At 65.5% G+C, this 15,106-nt stretch carries 13 protein-coding genes; 4 read left to right on the plus strand and 9 right to left on the minus strand.

What is annotated here, in order from left to right; translation table 11 throughout:
• Window positions 1-201: 201 nt before the first annotated feature.
• The 3 genes from carB to EB230_RS12115 form a co-directional block, all read right to left on the minus strand.
• The gene (gene carB / locus EB230_RS12105; RefSeq protein WP_172372448.1) at window positions 202-3,693 is read right to left on the minus strand and encodes a carbamoyl-phosphate synthase large subunit; all 3,492 of its coding nucleotides are present in this window, start codon (window positions 3,691-3,693) and stop codon (window positions 202-204) included.
• A 213-nt stretch (window positions 3,694-3,906) separates the two neighbouring features.
• A complete protein-coding gene (locus EB230_RS12110; protein ID WP_172372449.1) occupies window positions 3,907-4,950 on the minus strand; it encodes an SH3 domain-containing protein in 1,044 nt (347 codons plus the stop codon).
• A 214-nt stretch (window positions 4,951-5,164) separates the two neighbouring features.
• Window positions 5,165-5,920, minus strand: coding sequence for a metallophosphoesterase family protein (locus EB230_RS12115; protein ID WP_172372450.1), 756 nt, complete (start codon window positions 5,918-5,920; stop codon window positions 5,165-5,167).
• 214 nt (window positions 5,921-6,134) lie between these two features.
• Here EB230_RS12115 and EB230_RS12120 point away from each other — a divergent pair, with 214 nt between their 5' ends.
• A complete protein-coding gene (locus EB230_RS12120) occupies window positions 6,135-6,605 on the plus strand; it encodes a nucleoside deaminase (RefSeq protein ID WP_056578675.1) in 471 nt (156 codons plus the stop codon).
• A 324-nt stretch (window positions 6,606-6,929) separates the two neighbouring features.
• Here EB230_RS12120 and EB230_RS12125 read toward each other — a convergent pair whose 3' ends face one another.
• Window positions 6,930-7,286, minus strand: coding sequence for a helix-turn-helix transcriptional regulator (locus EB230_RS12125; RefSeq protein ID WP_056578673.1), 357 nt, complete (start codon window positions 7,284-7,286; stop codon window positions 6,930-6,932).
• A gap of 196 nt (window positions 7,287-7,482) precedes the next feature.
• Between EB230_RS12125 and EB230_RS12130 the strand changes: the two genes are divergently transcribed.
• Window positions 7,483-8,661 carry an MFS transporter gene (locus EB230_RS12130; RefSeq protein WP_056578670.1) on the plus strand — a complete coding sequence of 393 codons (1,179 nt, stop codon included), beginning with the start codon at window positions 7,483-7,485 and terminating at the stop codon, window positions 8,659-8,661.
• Window positions 8,662-8,687: 26 nt separating this feature from the next.
• Here EB230_RS12130 and EB230_RS12135 read toward each other — a convergent pair whose 3' ends face one another.
• Window positions 8,688-9,143, minus strand: a complete 456-nt coding sequence (locus EB230_RS12135) for a winged helix DNA-binding protein (RefSeq protein WP_056578667.1) — start codon at window positions 9,141-9,143, stop codon at window positions 8,688-8,690.
• A gap of 216 nt (window positions 9,144-9,359) precedes the next feature.
• On the opposite strand from EB230_RS12135, the gene EB230_RS12140 reads away from it, so the two are divergent.
• On the plus strand, window positions 9,360-10,154 hold the full coding sequence (locus EB230_RS12140; RefSeq protein WP_056578664.1) for an SDR family oxidoreductase: 795 nt from the start codon (window positions 9,360-9,362) through the stop codon (window positions 10,152-10,154).
• A 219-nt stretch (window positions 10,155-10,373) separates the two neighbouring features.
• Here the strand turns inward: EB230_RS12140 and EB230_RS12145 are convergent, their stop codons facing one another.
• Entirely contained in the window at window positions 10,374-10,973 is a 600-nt protein-coding gene (locus EB230_RS12145) for a LysE family translocator (protein ID WP_172372452.1), read from the minus strand.
• Between the two features lie 55 nt (window positions 10,974-11,028).
• Here EB230_RS12145 and EB230_RS12150 point away from each other — a divergent pair, with 55 nt between their 5' ends.
• Window positions 11,029-11,937, plus strand: coding sequence for a LysR substrate-binding domain-containing protein (locus EB230_RS12150; protein ID WP_172372453.1), 909 nt, complete (start codon window positions 11,029-11,031; stop codon window positions 11,935-11,937).
• 70 nt (window positions 11,938-12,007) lie between these two features.
• Here EB230_RS12150 and EB230_RS12155 read toward each other — a convergent pair whose 3' ends face one another.
• The 3 genes from EB230_RS12155 to EB230_RS12165 all read right to left on the minus strand — a co-directional run bounded on the left by EB230_RS12155 (window position 12,008) and on the right by EB230_RS12165 (window position 15,030).
• Complete coding sequence (locus tag EB230_RS12155) at window positions 12,008-12,658, minus strand: dihydrofolate reductase family protein (protein WP_172372455.1); 651 nt, start codon at window positions 12,656-12,658, stop codon at window positions 12,008-12,010.
• Between the two features lie 117 nt (window positions 12,659-12,775).
• The gene (locus tag EB230_RS12160; RefSeq protein WP_172372457.1) at window positions 12,776-13,615 is read right to left on the minus strand and encodes a protein-L-isoaspartate O-methyltransferase; all 840 of its coding nucleotides are present in this window, start codon (window positions 13,613-13,615) and stop codon (window positions 12,776-12,778) included.
• A 50-nt stretch (window positions 13,616-13,665) separates the two neighbouring features.
• Window positions 13,666-15,030, minus strand: coding sequence for an Nramp family divalent metal transporter (locus tag EB230_RS12165; RefSeq protein ID WP_056578650.1), 1,365 nt, complete (start codon window positions 15,028-15,030; stop codon window positions 13,666-13,668).
• Window positions 15,031-15,106 lie beyond the last annotated feature (76 nt).

Consider the following 15,106-nt stretch of genomic DNA (forward strand, 5'->3'; position numbering starts at 1 on the left):
TACATCACTTGCAATATCTTATTCAAGAGACACAGCAAGCCACAAAGCCGCTATTGGCTCGTGTGATCTCCAGCGCTTCGTGTAGAGGTGGATTTGCGCTTCAGTGCCGTGCAGATCGCGAATATCTAGGGGTCGGCGGGACAGCGCCTCCCTCTGGCCTGGCGGCCGTCTCCCCCACAAAGAGGCGAGATCAACCAACTGTCACGCAAAATACTCCTGCAGCGGCCGAACCTCCAAACTCCCCGCCTTCAGCGCGGCGATCGCCTCCGCCACCGCCGCCGCACCCGACAGCGTGGTGTAATACGGCACCTTCTGCATCAGCGTCGCGCGCCGCAGCGACTTGGAGTCCGACACCGCCTTCTGGCCGTCCGTCGTGTTGAAGACGATCTGGACCTGGCGGTTGCGGATGGCGTCCTCGATGTGGGGGCGGCCTTCCAGCACCTTGTTGATCTTCTGTGCGTCGACGCCGTTTTCGGCGAGGAAGCGGGCGGTGCCTGACGTCGCCAGCACCTTGAAGCCGAGGCCGGCCAGGCGCTTCACCGCCGGCAATATGCCTTTCTTGTCCTCGTCGCGCACCGAGACGAACAGCGTGCCGGAGCGTGGCAGGTCGACGCCGGCGCCGAGCTGGCTCTTGGCGAAGGCCAGCGCGAAGTCGCGGTCGAGGCCCATGACCTCGCCGGTCGAGCGCATTTCCGGCCCGAGCAATATGTCGACGCCGGGGAAGCGAGCGAAGGGGAAGACGGCTTCCTTGACCGCGATATGGCCGGGGTTCCTCGGATCGGGCATCGCGCCATAATGGGCGAAGGCGTCTTCCAGCGTCTCGCCGGCCATGATGCGGGCGGCGATTTTCGCGATGGGACGGCCGATCGTCTTGGCGACGAAGGGCACGGTGCGCGAGGCGCGCGGGTTGACCTCCAGCACATAGACCGTGCCGTCCTTGATCGCGTACTGCACGTTCATCAGGCCGCCGACATTGAGCGCGCGGGCCAGCGCCGCCGTCTGGCGCTCCAGCTCGTCGACCAGCTCCGAAGGCAGCGAGTGAACCGGGAGTGAGCAGGCGCTATCGCCCGAATGGATGCCGGCCTCCTCGATATGTTCGAGAATGCCGGACACGAAGGTCGCCTTGCCGTCGCAGAGGCAGTCGACATCGACCTCGATGGCGCCCGAGAGATAGGTGTCGAACAGCAGCGGGTTCTTGCCCAAGAGCGTGTTGATCTGGCCGGTCTTGTCGTTGGGGTATTTCTGCTTGATGTCCTCCGGCACCAGGCCGGGCACGGTGTCGAGCAGATAGGATTGCAGCATGCCCTCGTCATGAATGATCTGCATGGCGCGGCCGCCCAGCACATAGGACGGGCGCACCACCAAGGGGAAGCCGAGCTCGCCGGCGACGAGGCGGGCCTGCTCGACCGAATAGGCAATGCCGTTCTTCGGCTGGCTGAGGTTCAGCTTGTGCAGGAGCTTCTGGAAGCGGTCGCGGTCTTCGGCGAGGTCGATCATATCGGGCGAGGTGCCGAGGATAGGGATGCCGGCCTTCTCCAGCGCATCCGCCAGCTTCAGCGGCGTCTGGCCGCCGAACTGGACGATGACGCCGACCAGTTCGCCCGACGCCTGCTCGGCGCGCAGGATCTCCAGCACGTCCTCCGCCGTCAGCGGATCGAAATAGAGCCGGTCCGACGTGTCGTAGTCGGTCGAGACCGTCTCCGGGTTGCAGTTGATCATGATCGCTTCATAGCCGGCATCGCGTAGCGCGAAGGCGGCGTGGCAGCAGCAATAGTCGAATTCGATGCCCTGGCCGATGCGGTTCGGCCCGCCGCCGAGGATGACGACCTTCTTGCGCGACGAGACCTGCGCCTCGTTGGCGAGCGCGCCGGCGAAGGGCACTTCATAGGTCGAGTACATGTAGGCGGTGGGCGAGGCGAACTCGGCCGCGCAGGTGTCGATGCGTTTATAAACTGGATGAACGTCGAGCTTTTCGCGAATCTTCTGAATCACTTCCGCGTCGGTCTTCGTCAGCGAGGCGAGGCGGGCATCGGAGAAGCCCATGGCCTTCAGCATGCGCAGGTTGACCGCGTCTTGCGGAATGCCATGCTCGCGGATGCGGGCTTCCATGGCCAGGATGCCTGATATCTGCTCGAGGAACCACGGGTCGATCTTGCACATGGCGTGCACGTCTTCCAGCGACGTGCCCATGCGGATCGCCTGCGCCACCATGCGCAGCCGGTCGGGTGTCGGCGTGCCAAGGGCGGCGCGGATGGCGTTGCGGTCGTCGGCATGGTTGGCGGAACCGAGACCGGGGATCTCGATCTCGTCGAGGCCGGTGAGGCCGGTTTCCAGACCACGCAGCGCCTTCTGCAGCGATTCCTGGAAGGTGCGGCCGATGGCCATCACTTCGCCGACCGACTTCATGGCGGTGGTCAGCACCGGCTCGGCGCCGGGGAATTTCTCGAAGGCAAAGCGCGGGATCTTGGTGACGACGTAATCGATCGACGGCTCGAAGGAGGCGGGCGTGGCGCCGCCGGTGATGTCGTTCTCCAGCTCGTCCAGCGTGTAGCCGACAGCGAGCTTGGCGGCGATCTTGGCGATGGGGAAGCCGGTCGCCTTCGAGGCCAGGGCGGAACTGCGCGAAACGCGCGGGTTCATCTCGATGACGACGAGACGGCCGTCGGCCGGGTTGACGGCGAACTGCACGTTGGAGCCGCCGGTCTCGACGCCGATCTCGCGCAGCACCGCGATCGAGGCGTTGCGCATCATCTGGTATTCTTTGTCGGTGAGCGTCAGGGCAGGGGCGACGGTGATCGAGTCACCCGTATGCACGCCCATCGGGTCGATGTTCTCGATCGAGCAGACGATGATGCAATTGTCCGCTTTGTCGCGGACGACCTCCATCTCGTACTCCTTCCAGCCGAGCACGCTTTCCTCGATCAGCACTTCGGTGGTCGGCGAGGCGTCGAGGCCGGACTGGACGATCTCGTAGAATTCGGCCCTGTTGTAGGCGATGCCGCCGCCGGTGCCGCCCATGGTGAAGGAGGGGCGGATGATGGCGGGCAGGCCGACATGGTCGAGCGCCTGGGCGGCGATCGCCATGGCGTGGCTGATGTAGCGCTGCTTGCGGTCGCCTTCGCCGAGGTTCCAGCGGGTTTCCAGCGCGTCGAGCGCGGCGTCGAGATTGTCGGGCTTCTCGGCTTTCAGCGCGGCGCGCTCGGCCTCATGCGTCTTGCGGTCGGCGTTCTTGACGTCGGTGGCGTTGGCCAGCATCGACTTCGGCGTTTCCAGGCCGATCTTGCTCATCGCCTCGCGGAACAGCGCGCGGTCCTCGGCCTTGTCGATGGCCGTGGCGTCGGCGCCGATCATCTCGACATTGTAGCGCTCGAGCACGCCCATGCGGCGCAGCGACAGAGCGGTGTTGAGCGCGGTCTGGCCGCCCATGGTCGGCAGCAGCGCGTCGGGCCGCTCCTTGGCGATGATCTTGGCGACCACCTCGGGCGTGATCGGCTCGATATAGGTGGCGTCGGCCAGTTCCGGGTCGGTCATGATGGTGGCCGGGTTGGAATTGACCAGGATGACGCGGAAGCCCTCTTCCTTCAGCGCCTTGCAGGCCTGGGTGCCGGAATAATCGAACTCGCAGGCCTGGCCGATGACGATGGGGCCGGCCCCGATGATCAGGATCGACTTGATGTCGGTGCGTCTTGGCATGTCATAGGTCCGTTCGGCGGGCGGCTTGCACAAAAAACCGGGACGGGAAGACCCGGCCGGTTGTGCTCGCGATTCTGGTATCAGGCTAGGTGGGCCTTATAGGGAAGAGTTTTGGCAGATGTAACCCCGAAAATGAGGGATCAGGGGAGTAGGGAGGCCCGAGCGCCTTTTAACATATTGCCCTGCTGCCCTACTGCCTTACTCCCCTGGCACCTAATGCCCGAACGCCACCGTGTCGGTGATCTCGAAGCGTTCGGAGACGCCGATGCGGATCATGCTGAGGCTGCCCTCGCGGGTGAAGCGGAATTCGTTCTTGGCGTTCGAGCCGGCCGGCAGGCCGGCATAGAAGGAGATGACGCGGGTGCCGCCGTCGGGCCAGGTCACGGTGACGTCGGCCTTGTCGGCGCCCTTGTGGACGACGGTTGCCGCGCAGGGCGTCATCGGCTGGCCGACATAGCGGGCGCAGGGAATCTCGAGAGTGCCGCCGGTGGCAAGGGCGGCGGGCTGTGGCGGCAGTTCGGCCACGGTCTGCGTGTCGACGGCGGGCGCGGCATCGGCGGATTCCGGCCGCGGCGTGGGAACGGGAAGGGATCCTCCCGCCGAGCCGCTGTCCGCGGCCATGCCGGCTTCGCCGTCTGGCACCGGGATTTCCCCGGTCGACGGCGTTTCGCTCGCCACCAGGGCCAGGCCGTAGGCATCCTGCATGGCGATGGTGGCGGCGGATTTCACCGGAGCTTCGGGGGCAACAGGTTGGGCCGCGCCGCCCAGCCTTGCCGTCAGGTCGGGCGGCGGCGTGGCGCTGCTCGATGCCTGGGCGGCGGGAGGTGCCACCGCCGCTGGGTCCCCGTCGGCGGGCATGGCCGGATCGGCTGCGGCGCTCGCGGCGGTTGGCGCATCCGCCGCCTGGTCGGGGTCGGGCACGGTTGCCGGATTGACGGGAACGAGGTAGCGCGCCGGCGCCCAGCCGGTGGCCTTGGGATTGTCTGATACAACCTTGCACCATGGGTGCCCGTCAATGTCGTTGCAGCCAAGGTTCCTGACGCTTGCACCTGCAGCCAGGCGGGTTTCGGTCTTGCCGATCGCCGATGGCTTGGCGCGGATATTGAGCAAATCGTCGGGGGCGAGGCCGGTGACGATGGAGATGAACGGCGCCTCTTCGGCCAGTGCAGGCACGACAGCCGGCCACGCCGCCATCAGCAACGGAGCCGCAATCAGCGCATGCAAACTTTTTCGGAGCGTAACTGTGCGCCTCTTCATTTGGCCGTGCGCCGATACTCAAATCACCATGCCGTGGCGGTTCCGCCGCGTGCCCGGCCGGTTTTATAAGGGACGAAGCGCCGCCATGTAAGTCCGAAAATTCAAGCGGGCCATGGTGCCGGTCGGGCGGGAGGCGCCCTGCCGTTGCCTCCAAAGCCCCGGCGGCGGTGCGGATTCAGGGGTCGGGATCGCGGATCTGGCCGTGCGGGGATGCCTACGGCATGAAGCCTGTCCTGAGCGCGTGGGCCCATTCCGGGCGCCCCGCCTGTTCGGCCTGTCGCGCCGCCGCCGCGTGGTCGTAGTCGACGGCGATGGCTTCGAAACGGTCGGGCCGGCCTTCGCCGCCCAATGTGACGATGCCGTAGCGCGCATGCGGCGAGCGCTGTTCGGAAACATGCGCCGGCGGGGTGGAATCATCATAGGCGGGGCAGCCTATGCTGCCCGGATTGAAGATGACGGGACCGCCGGGGACGCGGATCAGCTCCGGGCGGTGGCTGTGGCCGCAGAGCGCGATGCGGCAGGCGGGGTCGAGTGTCTTCAGCCGCCGCCGGATCGCCGCCAGCGGCGCGCGCACCAGTTGGCCATCGACGATCGCGTCGAGCAGATATTTCTCGTCATGGTCGGGCCGGGCGTGGAAGGCGACAATGCCCGGTGCGATCTCCAGCGTCAGCGGCTGGCCGAAGAGGACCTGGCGCTGTGCCTCGGTCAGCCGCTCCTTTGCGTAGACGTCGGACGCCCACATGGTCTCGTCCGCGGGATCGGCGGCGACGCGGCGGTCGTGGTTGCCGCGCACCGTCGGCAGGTTCAGCGCCTCAAGCCGGGCAAACGTCTCGCGCGGCCAGAGCGGGCCCGAAACGCTGTCGCCGAGATTGACGGTGAGATCAGCACCGCCACGCCGGCGCAGATCCTCGAGCACGGCGTCCAGCGCCAGGACGTTGCCATGGATATCGGCGAGGACGGCAATGCGCATGCGGCGGGCTCCTTGGTGCAGCCCCATTGGCGGCTCCGGCCCATCTTCGTTATCAAGCCCCCGCCTTCGTTATCAACCCTTGAGATTGTTCGGGCCAGTTGGGAAGCACCGCGCGCCCGTGGCTATCGCGGAAGCCCTCCATCTGCTAGCGTCCACGCCATCCCGAAGTCCATATGGGAATATCCGCTTAGACAGCCTCGAAAGGCACCAGGCGATGACCCGCGACCAGATGTTCGCCCACCTCCGCGCCGCCAATGACGTGGCGCGCGAGGCTGCCGCGCATGGGCACCATCCTTTCGGCTGTGTGCTCGTCGGCCCCGACGATCGCATCCTCATGCGGCAAGGCAACATCAACACCGTGCGCCACGCCGAAACCGAGCTTAGCCGGCGTGCCGCGGACGCCTATCCGCCGGAATTCCTGTGGTCCTGCACGCTGGTCTCGACCGGCGAGCCCTGTGCGATGTGCACCGGAACGCTCTACTGGGCGAATATCGGCCGGCTGGTCTACGGCTTCGAGGAGACCCAGCTTCTGGCGCTGACCGGCGACCACGCCGAGAATCCGACGATGAATCTCTCGTCGCGCACGGTTCTCGCCTCCGGGCAGAAGCCGGTCGAGGTCCACGGCCCCTTTCCCGAGATGGACGAGGACCTTCTCGCCCCGCATATCGGTTTCTGGCAGCGCTAGGGGCGAGAAGCGGTGAGTTCTCCAAAAGTATCCGACTGCGTCGCGGGTTGCGTTGGCGACTAGCTGTCCAATCGCCATTTGGCCAATTCTATCTGATGGACGCTTCGTGGGTGCCTTCTGCGTTGCCACATCTCAAGAGATACAATCAGCGCAACGTATCCAAATATTGCAATCAGGGTCCACAGGATGCCAAGGCCGCTCATACAAGCGGCTACAAGAAGCGCAGATGCCGCCACGGCCACAGTGTAATATAGGACCGACGCCCAGACGTATTTTTCCATTTGAAAGCTACGCATCGCTTACTCCTGGCTCGAAGGCGTGAGCCTAAGCCAGCACTTCGATGTCGTGGCCGCCGACCGCGGGCAGTGCGGGATCGTCGCCGGCGGCGGCGATGACACTGTCGAGCAGGCCGGGGAAGCGGGCGTCGAGGTCGGCGCGGCGCAGCGTGATCATGCGGTTGGTACCGACCACTTCGGCGCGGGTAACGCCGGCCTCGCGCAGCTTGGCGAGGTGGTAGCTGAGATTGGTCTTGGAGCCGAGATCAAGGAACTGGCTGCAGTTCAGCGGCACGCCTTCCTTGCTGGCGAGATAGCGCACGATGGCAAGCCGCGTCGGGTCGCCGAGCACGCCGAGCACGATGGGCAGGCTGATCTGGTCCGTATTGGGATGAGGTAACGTCATGGCTGGAACCTAAGCACAGTTCGGGCCGATTTCAACGCGTCCGTCCCGCCGTGGCCGTGCACACTGTTTCTCCGTTCCGGGATCCGTGCTGACACAGGGCTGTCAGGATGGTTCAGCTATTTTCCCCTGGCTTCATTGACATCATGCCCTGTTATGTCCAATTGTTCAATAACTTTTGAACTAAGGACACCCTGCCATGGACAAGCGGCTCTTCTGGCTCGCGCTCGGATCGTTCACGATCTCGACCGAAGGCTTCGTCATCTCCAGCCTTCTTCCCGACATCGCCAGGGATGCCGGCATTTCCATCCCGCTCGCCGGCTCGCTGATCACCGCTTTCGCGCTCGCCTACGCGGTCGGCACGCCGATCCTGGCGACGCTGACCGGCGAATGGGACCGACGCCGCGTCATCCTGTGGACGCTGGTGTTCTTCGTCATCGGCAACGTTGCCGCCGCCTTGAGCTCATCCTTCGAAGTGCTGTTGGCGGCGCGCATCATCATGGCGTTGTCGTCCGGCCTGTTCGCCGCGACAGCGCAGGGCACGGCGGTGGCGCTGGTCGATGACCATCACCGGGCGCGTGCCATCGCCGTCGTCGTCGGCGGCACCACCGTGGCCGTTGCCGTCGGGGCGCCGCTTGGCGCGCTGGTCGCGGCGGTCGCTGGCTGGCGCGGCACTTTCTATGCCATTGCCGGGCTTGGCGCGCTCGCCGGCGCGATCCTGTGGTACCGGCTGCCGCGCGGCATCGTCGGTACCAGGCTGCCGCTCAGGCGCCGTCTGGCGGCGGCGATGCGGCCCGGCGTGATGCCAATCCTTGTGACGACATTGCTGGCACTGACCGGCGCCTTCACCGTCTTTGCCTATGTCGCGCCGCTTGCCATCGAAGGCGCCGGGCTCAGCCAGATCGCGCTGCCCGGCATGCTGCTCGCCTTCGGCGTCGGCGCGGTCATCGGCAACATCGCCGGCGGCCAGGCGGCCGACCGCTTCGGCGCCACGCGCACCGTCGGCTGGTCGTTGACGCTGAGCGCGGCCATGCTGGTGATGCTGTCGGTCGTGCCGACCTTCCTGCCGCAGCATATTGCCGGCCCGGCGCTGATGGCGATGATGGTGCCGTGGGGCATCGTCGGCTGGGCTTTCCCGCCGGCGCAGGCCAGCCGCATCATCAAGCTGGCGCCCGATGCGGCCCCGATCGTGCTGTCGCTCAATGGTTCGGCGCTCTATCTCGGCGTGGCGCTGGGGGCGGTGGTTGGCGGTGGCGTGCTGCGCTACGGCGCGCCGGCCGACCTCGGCCTGGTCGCCGCCGCCTTCCCGCTGATCGGGCTGGGCATCGTGCTGGCCGGCCGCTGGGCGGCACGGCCGGTCGCGATGCCAGCTGAGTAGGACCTGTCTTGAACCCGCCGGCCAGCTCAGCTGGCCGGCGGAAGATCAAAATCCAGCGCGGAAATATCATCCAGCGCCGCGCGCAGCTTCGCCGCCTTCTCCTTGCCGACCATGTCTTCGAAACGCTGCTGGGCCACCTGCCACAGCTTCATCGCCTCATCGAGCTTGACCAACCCTCGAGGCGTCAGCCGCACCCGCTTGATGCGGCGGTCGGCCGGATCGGCGAAGGTCTCGACATAGCCGTCGCGGATCAGCGGCTTCAGCGTGTGGCCGAGCGCCGACAGGTCCATGATCAGGGCAGACGCAATGGCGCCCATCGCCGGTTCGTTGGAGATGTGGATCTGGTAGAGCAGGCCCTGCTGCGTGGCTTTCAGGCCCGAGGGCGCCAGCACATCGTCGTAGTACTGACCAATCTTGCGCGTCGCACGACGCAGCATGGCGTTGTTGCAGAGCGACAGTCCGGGCAGGGCCTCTTTCGACATGGCGATTCCCTCGGCGGCGCGGACATGATGCCCGGCTGCTGCCTGACAAATAATCCCGGATCCGCTCATTGACAAGATAGTGGCATATGCCTATTTCGATGATAGTGGCATATACCACTAAATCAATCAGGCGGCTTGCCGGCAAGGTGAGGGCTGACGTCCACGGTGCCGGCGGCCAGGTCGAAGCGGACAATTCGAGATAGAAGGAACAGGACAATGAGTGGACAGGCAAACAAGGGCACGGCGGTCGTCACCGGTGCATCATCGGGCATCGGCGCGGTCTATGCGGACCGGCTGGCCGGGCAGGGTTATGATCTCGTTCTGGTGGCGCGCCGCGCCGACCGGCTCGAGGAACTGGCTGAGAAGCTGCGCTACGCCTACGATCGCAAGGTCAGCTTCATTACAGCCGACCTGTCCGATGACGACGATTTGCGCCGCGTAGAGCGGCTGATATCGGCCGACGACAGCGTGACGCTGCTCGTCAACAATGCCGGCCTTGGCGGCCAGCAGGTGGTGGCGACCGCCGACGCCGACGCCGCCGAACGCATGATCAAGGTCAACGTCATCGCCTTGACCCGTTTGACCCGGGCCGTGCTGCCGGGTCTTCTGGCGCGCAACCGCGGCGCCATCGTCAACATCGCATCGGTGCTTGCCTATGAGACCTCGTTCGGCGGTATCTACAGCGGCACCAAGGCCTATGTCGTCAACTTCACCGAGGCCCTGCACCGCGAGGTCGCGGGCACCAATGTGAAGGTGCAGGTGGTGCTGCCTGGCGCGACCCGGACCGATTTCTGGGACCTTGCCGGCAGTGATATCGACCAGCTCCCGAAGGAAATCATCATGTCCGCCGACGATATGGTCGATGCGGCGCTCGTCGGCCTGGCCAGTGGCGAGGCCGTCACCGTGCCCGCTCTTGCCGACACCGGCAAGCTGGACACCTTCCTCGGTGCCCGGCAAGCCTTCTACGGCAGCCTGCACGCCGACAAGCCGGCGGCCCGCTACGGGGTTTGAAGAGCCAAGGGCTGGTTCGCCTTTGCGAACCAGCACCCCCACCCCGCTGCTTCGCAGCGACCCTCCCCACAAGGGGGAGGGTGAGGAAGCGCCTGTTCCGCCTACGCGATAATGGTCTCGTGGAGGTGCGAAGAAGTTGGACTCCCTACCTCCCCCTTGTGGGGAGGTCGGACCGAAGGTCCGGTTGGGGGTGCTGGTGCAGACCTGGCTTGAGCGTCTCTAAGCCGACCGCCACATCGGAATGATCGACGCCGCCAGCACCAGCGCCAGCACGATGTTGAGCGCGCGCCATTGCCATTCGGTCTTGAGCAGCCGGGCCAGCACCATGCCGGCGAGGCACCAGACGGACAGCGAGATGGCGGCGGTGAGGCCGAAGGTCGAGCCGAGCAGCAAGGCCAGATGTCCCGGTCCGTCGGCCAGGGCGGCGAACGAGGCCGCCGCGCCCAGCCCCATCGCCCAGCCCTTGGGGTTCATCCACTGGATACCGGCACCGCCGAGGAAGCTGTTCGGCCTGGCCATGGTCACGTCGAGATTGGGCGGCCCGGCGCGGCCGATCTTGACCGCCAGCCAAAGGAGATAGAGCGAGCCGGCGATCTTCATCGCCAGTTGCAGCGAAGGGACCGCGAGCAGCAGGCCGGCGAGCCCAGCGGCGGCCGCGCCTGTCACGGTGGCGAGGCCGGCGGCACTGCCGGCCATCAGCGGAACGGAGCGGCGAAAGCCGAACCGCGCGCCCGAAGCGGTGGACAAGGTGGTGGCGATGCCTGGCGTGGCCGTGGCCACGAAGGCAAACAGGATGAGCGGCAGGATGGGCTGGAGCATGGGACGTCCTTTTCGGAGGCCCCATGGTAGACTTGGGTTAGCATCAGTAAATGCAATGTTTGTGATGTCAGGCATTAGCATCTATAATGCGGATATGATCCGCAATCTCGATACCGCACTGATGCGCACCTTCGTCACCGTCGCCGACAAGGCCAGCATGACGGCGGCCGCCAATGCGCTGCACCTGACGCAGGGCGCCGTCAGCCAGCAGGTGAGGCGGCTGGAGGAGACGCTTGGCTGCGGGCTGTTCGAGCGCGACCGGCGCGGCCTGCGCCTGACGCGGTCGGGCGAGCGCCTGTTGGACAAGGCAAAGCGCCTGCTCAGCCTCAACGACGAGATCTGGGCGGAGATGACTGGCTCGGCGGTTGCCGGGCAGGTGCGGCTCGGCGTGCCCTATGATCTGGTCGGAACCTTGCTCGCGCCGGTGCTGAAGGCCTATGCCGAGACCTATCCGCAGGTCGAGATCTCGCTGGTCTGCGCCTCGTCGCCGGAACTGGCGTCAGCGCTCGCGGCCGGAACCATCGACCTTGCGGTGATCGAGGAGCGGGTCGGCCCGACATCAGGCGAATGCCTGGCCATCGACCGGCTGGTCTGGGTCGGCGCCAGAGGCGGCACCGCGCGTGCCAAGCGGCCGCTGCCGGTGTCGATCGTTGCCGACACCTGCGCCTTCCGGCCGGTGGTGCTGGCGGCGCTCAACGAGCATGGACTGGAATGGCGCACCGTGTTCGAGAACGGCAATATCGACGCAACGACGGCGACGGTGCGCTCCGACCTTGCCGTCACCACGTGGCTCGCTTCGACCGTGCCGGCCGATCTCGACATCCTGCCGTTCGAGACCGGCCTGCCGCCGCTGCCGAATTTTTCGATCAACCTGCATTTGCCAAGGCACGGCGTCGGGCCGGCGGCGCAGGAATTCGCGCGGCATATACGCGATGGACTGGCGCGACGGCCTGTCGCGGCTTGAGACCAAGCAGCACTTGGGCTCCTTTCCCCGGTCGATCAGGGGAGAGGAAAGGTGCCAGGGCCGGGTCCCGCTATTTCCAGTTCCTGCGCCGTTCGAGTTCGGCGTCGGACGGTTCCCCGGTGACAAAGGAGCCGACCTCGATTTCGCCTGAGCGCTCGTAGGTCGCGATGATGACGCCGGTGCTGGAGGTTTGCGACTTGGCAAGCCTGAAGGCGGCCGGCATGGCGTCATCGCCGAACAGCCGCTTGCCCTTGCCAAGCAGCAGCGGGAAGATCATCAGCCGGATCTCGTCGATCAGCCCGTTGGCGAGCAGGGTCTGGATCAGGTTGCCCGATCCCTGGATGAGCAGGTCAGGTCCATCCTCCTGCTTGAGGCGGCGCAATGTCGCGACGATGTCGGGCCCAAGCGATTGCGTGTTCTGCCAGGTGAGGGTGTCGGGCCGATGCGTCGCCACATATTTGGTCGCCGGGTTGAAGGCATCCGCGATCGGATCTTTCTGATACGGCCAGTACGCGGCGAAGATGTCATAGGTCCTGCGGCCGAGCAGAAGGGCGAAGGGTTTGGAGAAGAGCTCCTCCATTGCCGCGCCTCCCACCTCGTCGAAGTAATGGAAGGTCCAGCCGCCGAACTTGAAGCCGCCGACCGGATCCTCCTCCGGGCCGCCCGGCGCCTGCATGACGCCGTCCAGGCTGACGAAAGTGGCGGCGATGATCTTCCTCATGGTACTCTCCCTTGTGTCATCCACGCCGTCGCGGCAGGACCATGGCCCAAGGACGGAGCGCCCGCGACCATTCCGACAGGGTTCGGGAAATTTTGGAAAAGCCTGCCCATCGATCCGTCAGTCGCCGGGTTTGGCGCTGAGATTTTTCGATGAGAACCAGACGTCGCCGAAGATGGCCGTGGCCGTGCGGTCCGGCGCCTTGTCGCTCGTCAGCCATATCGAGCGGCTGCGCGCGGCTTGCTCCCGGGTCGGGATCTTCGCCGCAAGATCCGCAACCGAGGCACCGACGCATGGGATGAACCAGGAGCGCATGAAGGGGTCGCAGGCGAAGCCCTTTTGGGTGCGGGTCACCATCACCGCCAGCGGGACGCGCTCGGCCGGGCGCCAGGGGAAGATCATGCGGCCGCCGGGGCGCAATGCCTTCAGCCATCCGGCCGGAGGGGCGACGACCCCGGCGTTGACATAGATGATGTCGGATGGCGGCAAGGGCATGGTCACGGCATCGCCATGGACGACAGTCGCGTTGCCGTAAGCCTTGAGATTTCCGCGTGCCAGATGGGCCAACTTGTCGTCGAGTTCGAAAGCGGTGACGGTGCCGGGCGACACAAGCCTGGCGAGCAAGGCTGTGTAATAGCCGGTGCCGGCACCGATATGGGTGACGGTCTCACCGAGTTTCGGTGCCAGTTTTCCAATCCACATGGCGTGCAGGAACGGCTCCCCATTGTTGATGCCCTTGTCGGCATCGAGCGCCACCAGCACGTTCTGGTAAATATGGGAGGGGTCCGCGCTGGGCGTCGTGACCCTGCCGTTGCCTGCGACGATCGTCCACGGTCCGGGGCCGAGAAAGGCCTCGCGCGGCACGCTGGCGAAAACCTCTTCCAGGCGTGGATCCGACGAGCCGGCATTGGCCGCCATCAGCCGGGCGTAGAATCTCCTGGTATCTTCTATCGTGCTCATGGCGCCAAGATAGCGCGATTTGGCGGTTTGTCTCGCGATCCGGCAGAGCCTTAGCCGACCCCGAACATCGTGTCGTAGAGCAGCTTGAAATTGAGCACGAGGATGATCGCGGCGACCACCCAGGCAAGGGCCGCCACGACGCGTGGAATGGCGAGGCTGCCCATCTTCTTGCGGTCAGAGACGAACTGCACCAGCGGAATGACCGCGAAGGGCAATTGCATGGACAGGATGACCTGGCTGAACACGAGCAGCTGGCCAGTGCCCTTTTCGCCGTAGAGCGCGGTGACGACCACCACCGGGATGATGGCGAGGCCGCGTGTCAGAAGCCGCCGGGCCCAGTTGGGGATGCGCAGGCGCAGGAACCCTTCCATGATGATCTGGCCGGCGAGCGTCGCCGTCACCGTCGAGTTGAGGCCGGAGGCAAGCAGCGCCACGGCGAACAGGATCGAGGCGATGCCCAGGCCCAGCAGCGGCGACAGCAACTCGAAGGCCTGGCCGATCTCCGCGACATCCTGGTGGCCGGTGTCGTGGAAGGCGACAGCCGACACGATCAGGATGGCGGCGTTGACGAACAGCGCCAGCATCAGGGCGATGGTGGAGTCCATCGTCGCCCATTTGACGGCGTCGCGCTTGCCTTTCTCCGTGCGCTCATAGGCCCGGGTCTGCACGATCGAGGAGTGCAAATAGAGATTGTGCGGCATGACGGTGGCGCCGATGATGCCGATCGCGATGTAGAGCATCGCGGGGTTGGTGACGATTTCCGAGGACGGCACGAACATCGAATGCAGGATCGTGCCGGCCGGTGGGGCGGCGACAAAGATCTGGATGGCAAAGCAGCTGAAGATGATGATCAAAAGCGCGATGACGAAGGCTTCGAGATAGCGGAACCCCTTGTTCATCAGGAGCAGCACCAGGAAGGCGTCGAGCGCGGTGAGTATGGCGCCCCCGATCAGCGGAATGCCGAACAGCAGCTGCAATGCGATCGCCGTGCCGATGACTTCGGCGAGGTCACAGGCGATGATGGCGAGTTCGCAGGCGATCCACAGCACGAAATTGACCGGGCGCGGGTAATAGGCGCGGCAGGCCTGGGCGAGATCGCGGCCGGTGGCGATGCCGAGGCGTGCGGCCAGCGCCTGCAGCAGGATCGCCATGAGGTTGGACAGCATGATGACGAACAAAAGCGTGTAGCCGAACTGGGCGCCGCCGGCGAGGTCGGTCGCCCAGTTGCCGGGGTCCATATAGCCGACCGAGACCATGTAGCCGGGGCCCATGAAGGCGAACAGACGGCGGAACCAGACACCGGAACTCGGCACCGCGACCGAGGAATTGACCTCGCGCAGGCTGGGCTGGTCGTCCTCGTCCCGTCCGGCGAGCCGCCATTCGGACCGGGTGGCTGTAACGTCTGCATCTGACATGGAAAGGCTTTCCGCGACTTCCGGGAGGATATCCGCAAGCTATGCCATGGCTCAACATTATGCAATAGGCTATATT

This window comes from Mesorhizobium sp. NZP2234 (assembly GCF_013170765.1).
Classification (GTDB): Bacteria; Pseudomonadota; Alphaproteobacteria; order Rhizobiales; family Rhizobiaceae; genus Mesorhizobium; species Mesorhizobium loti_D.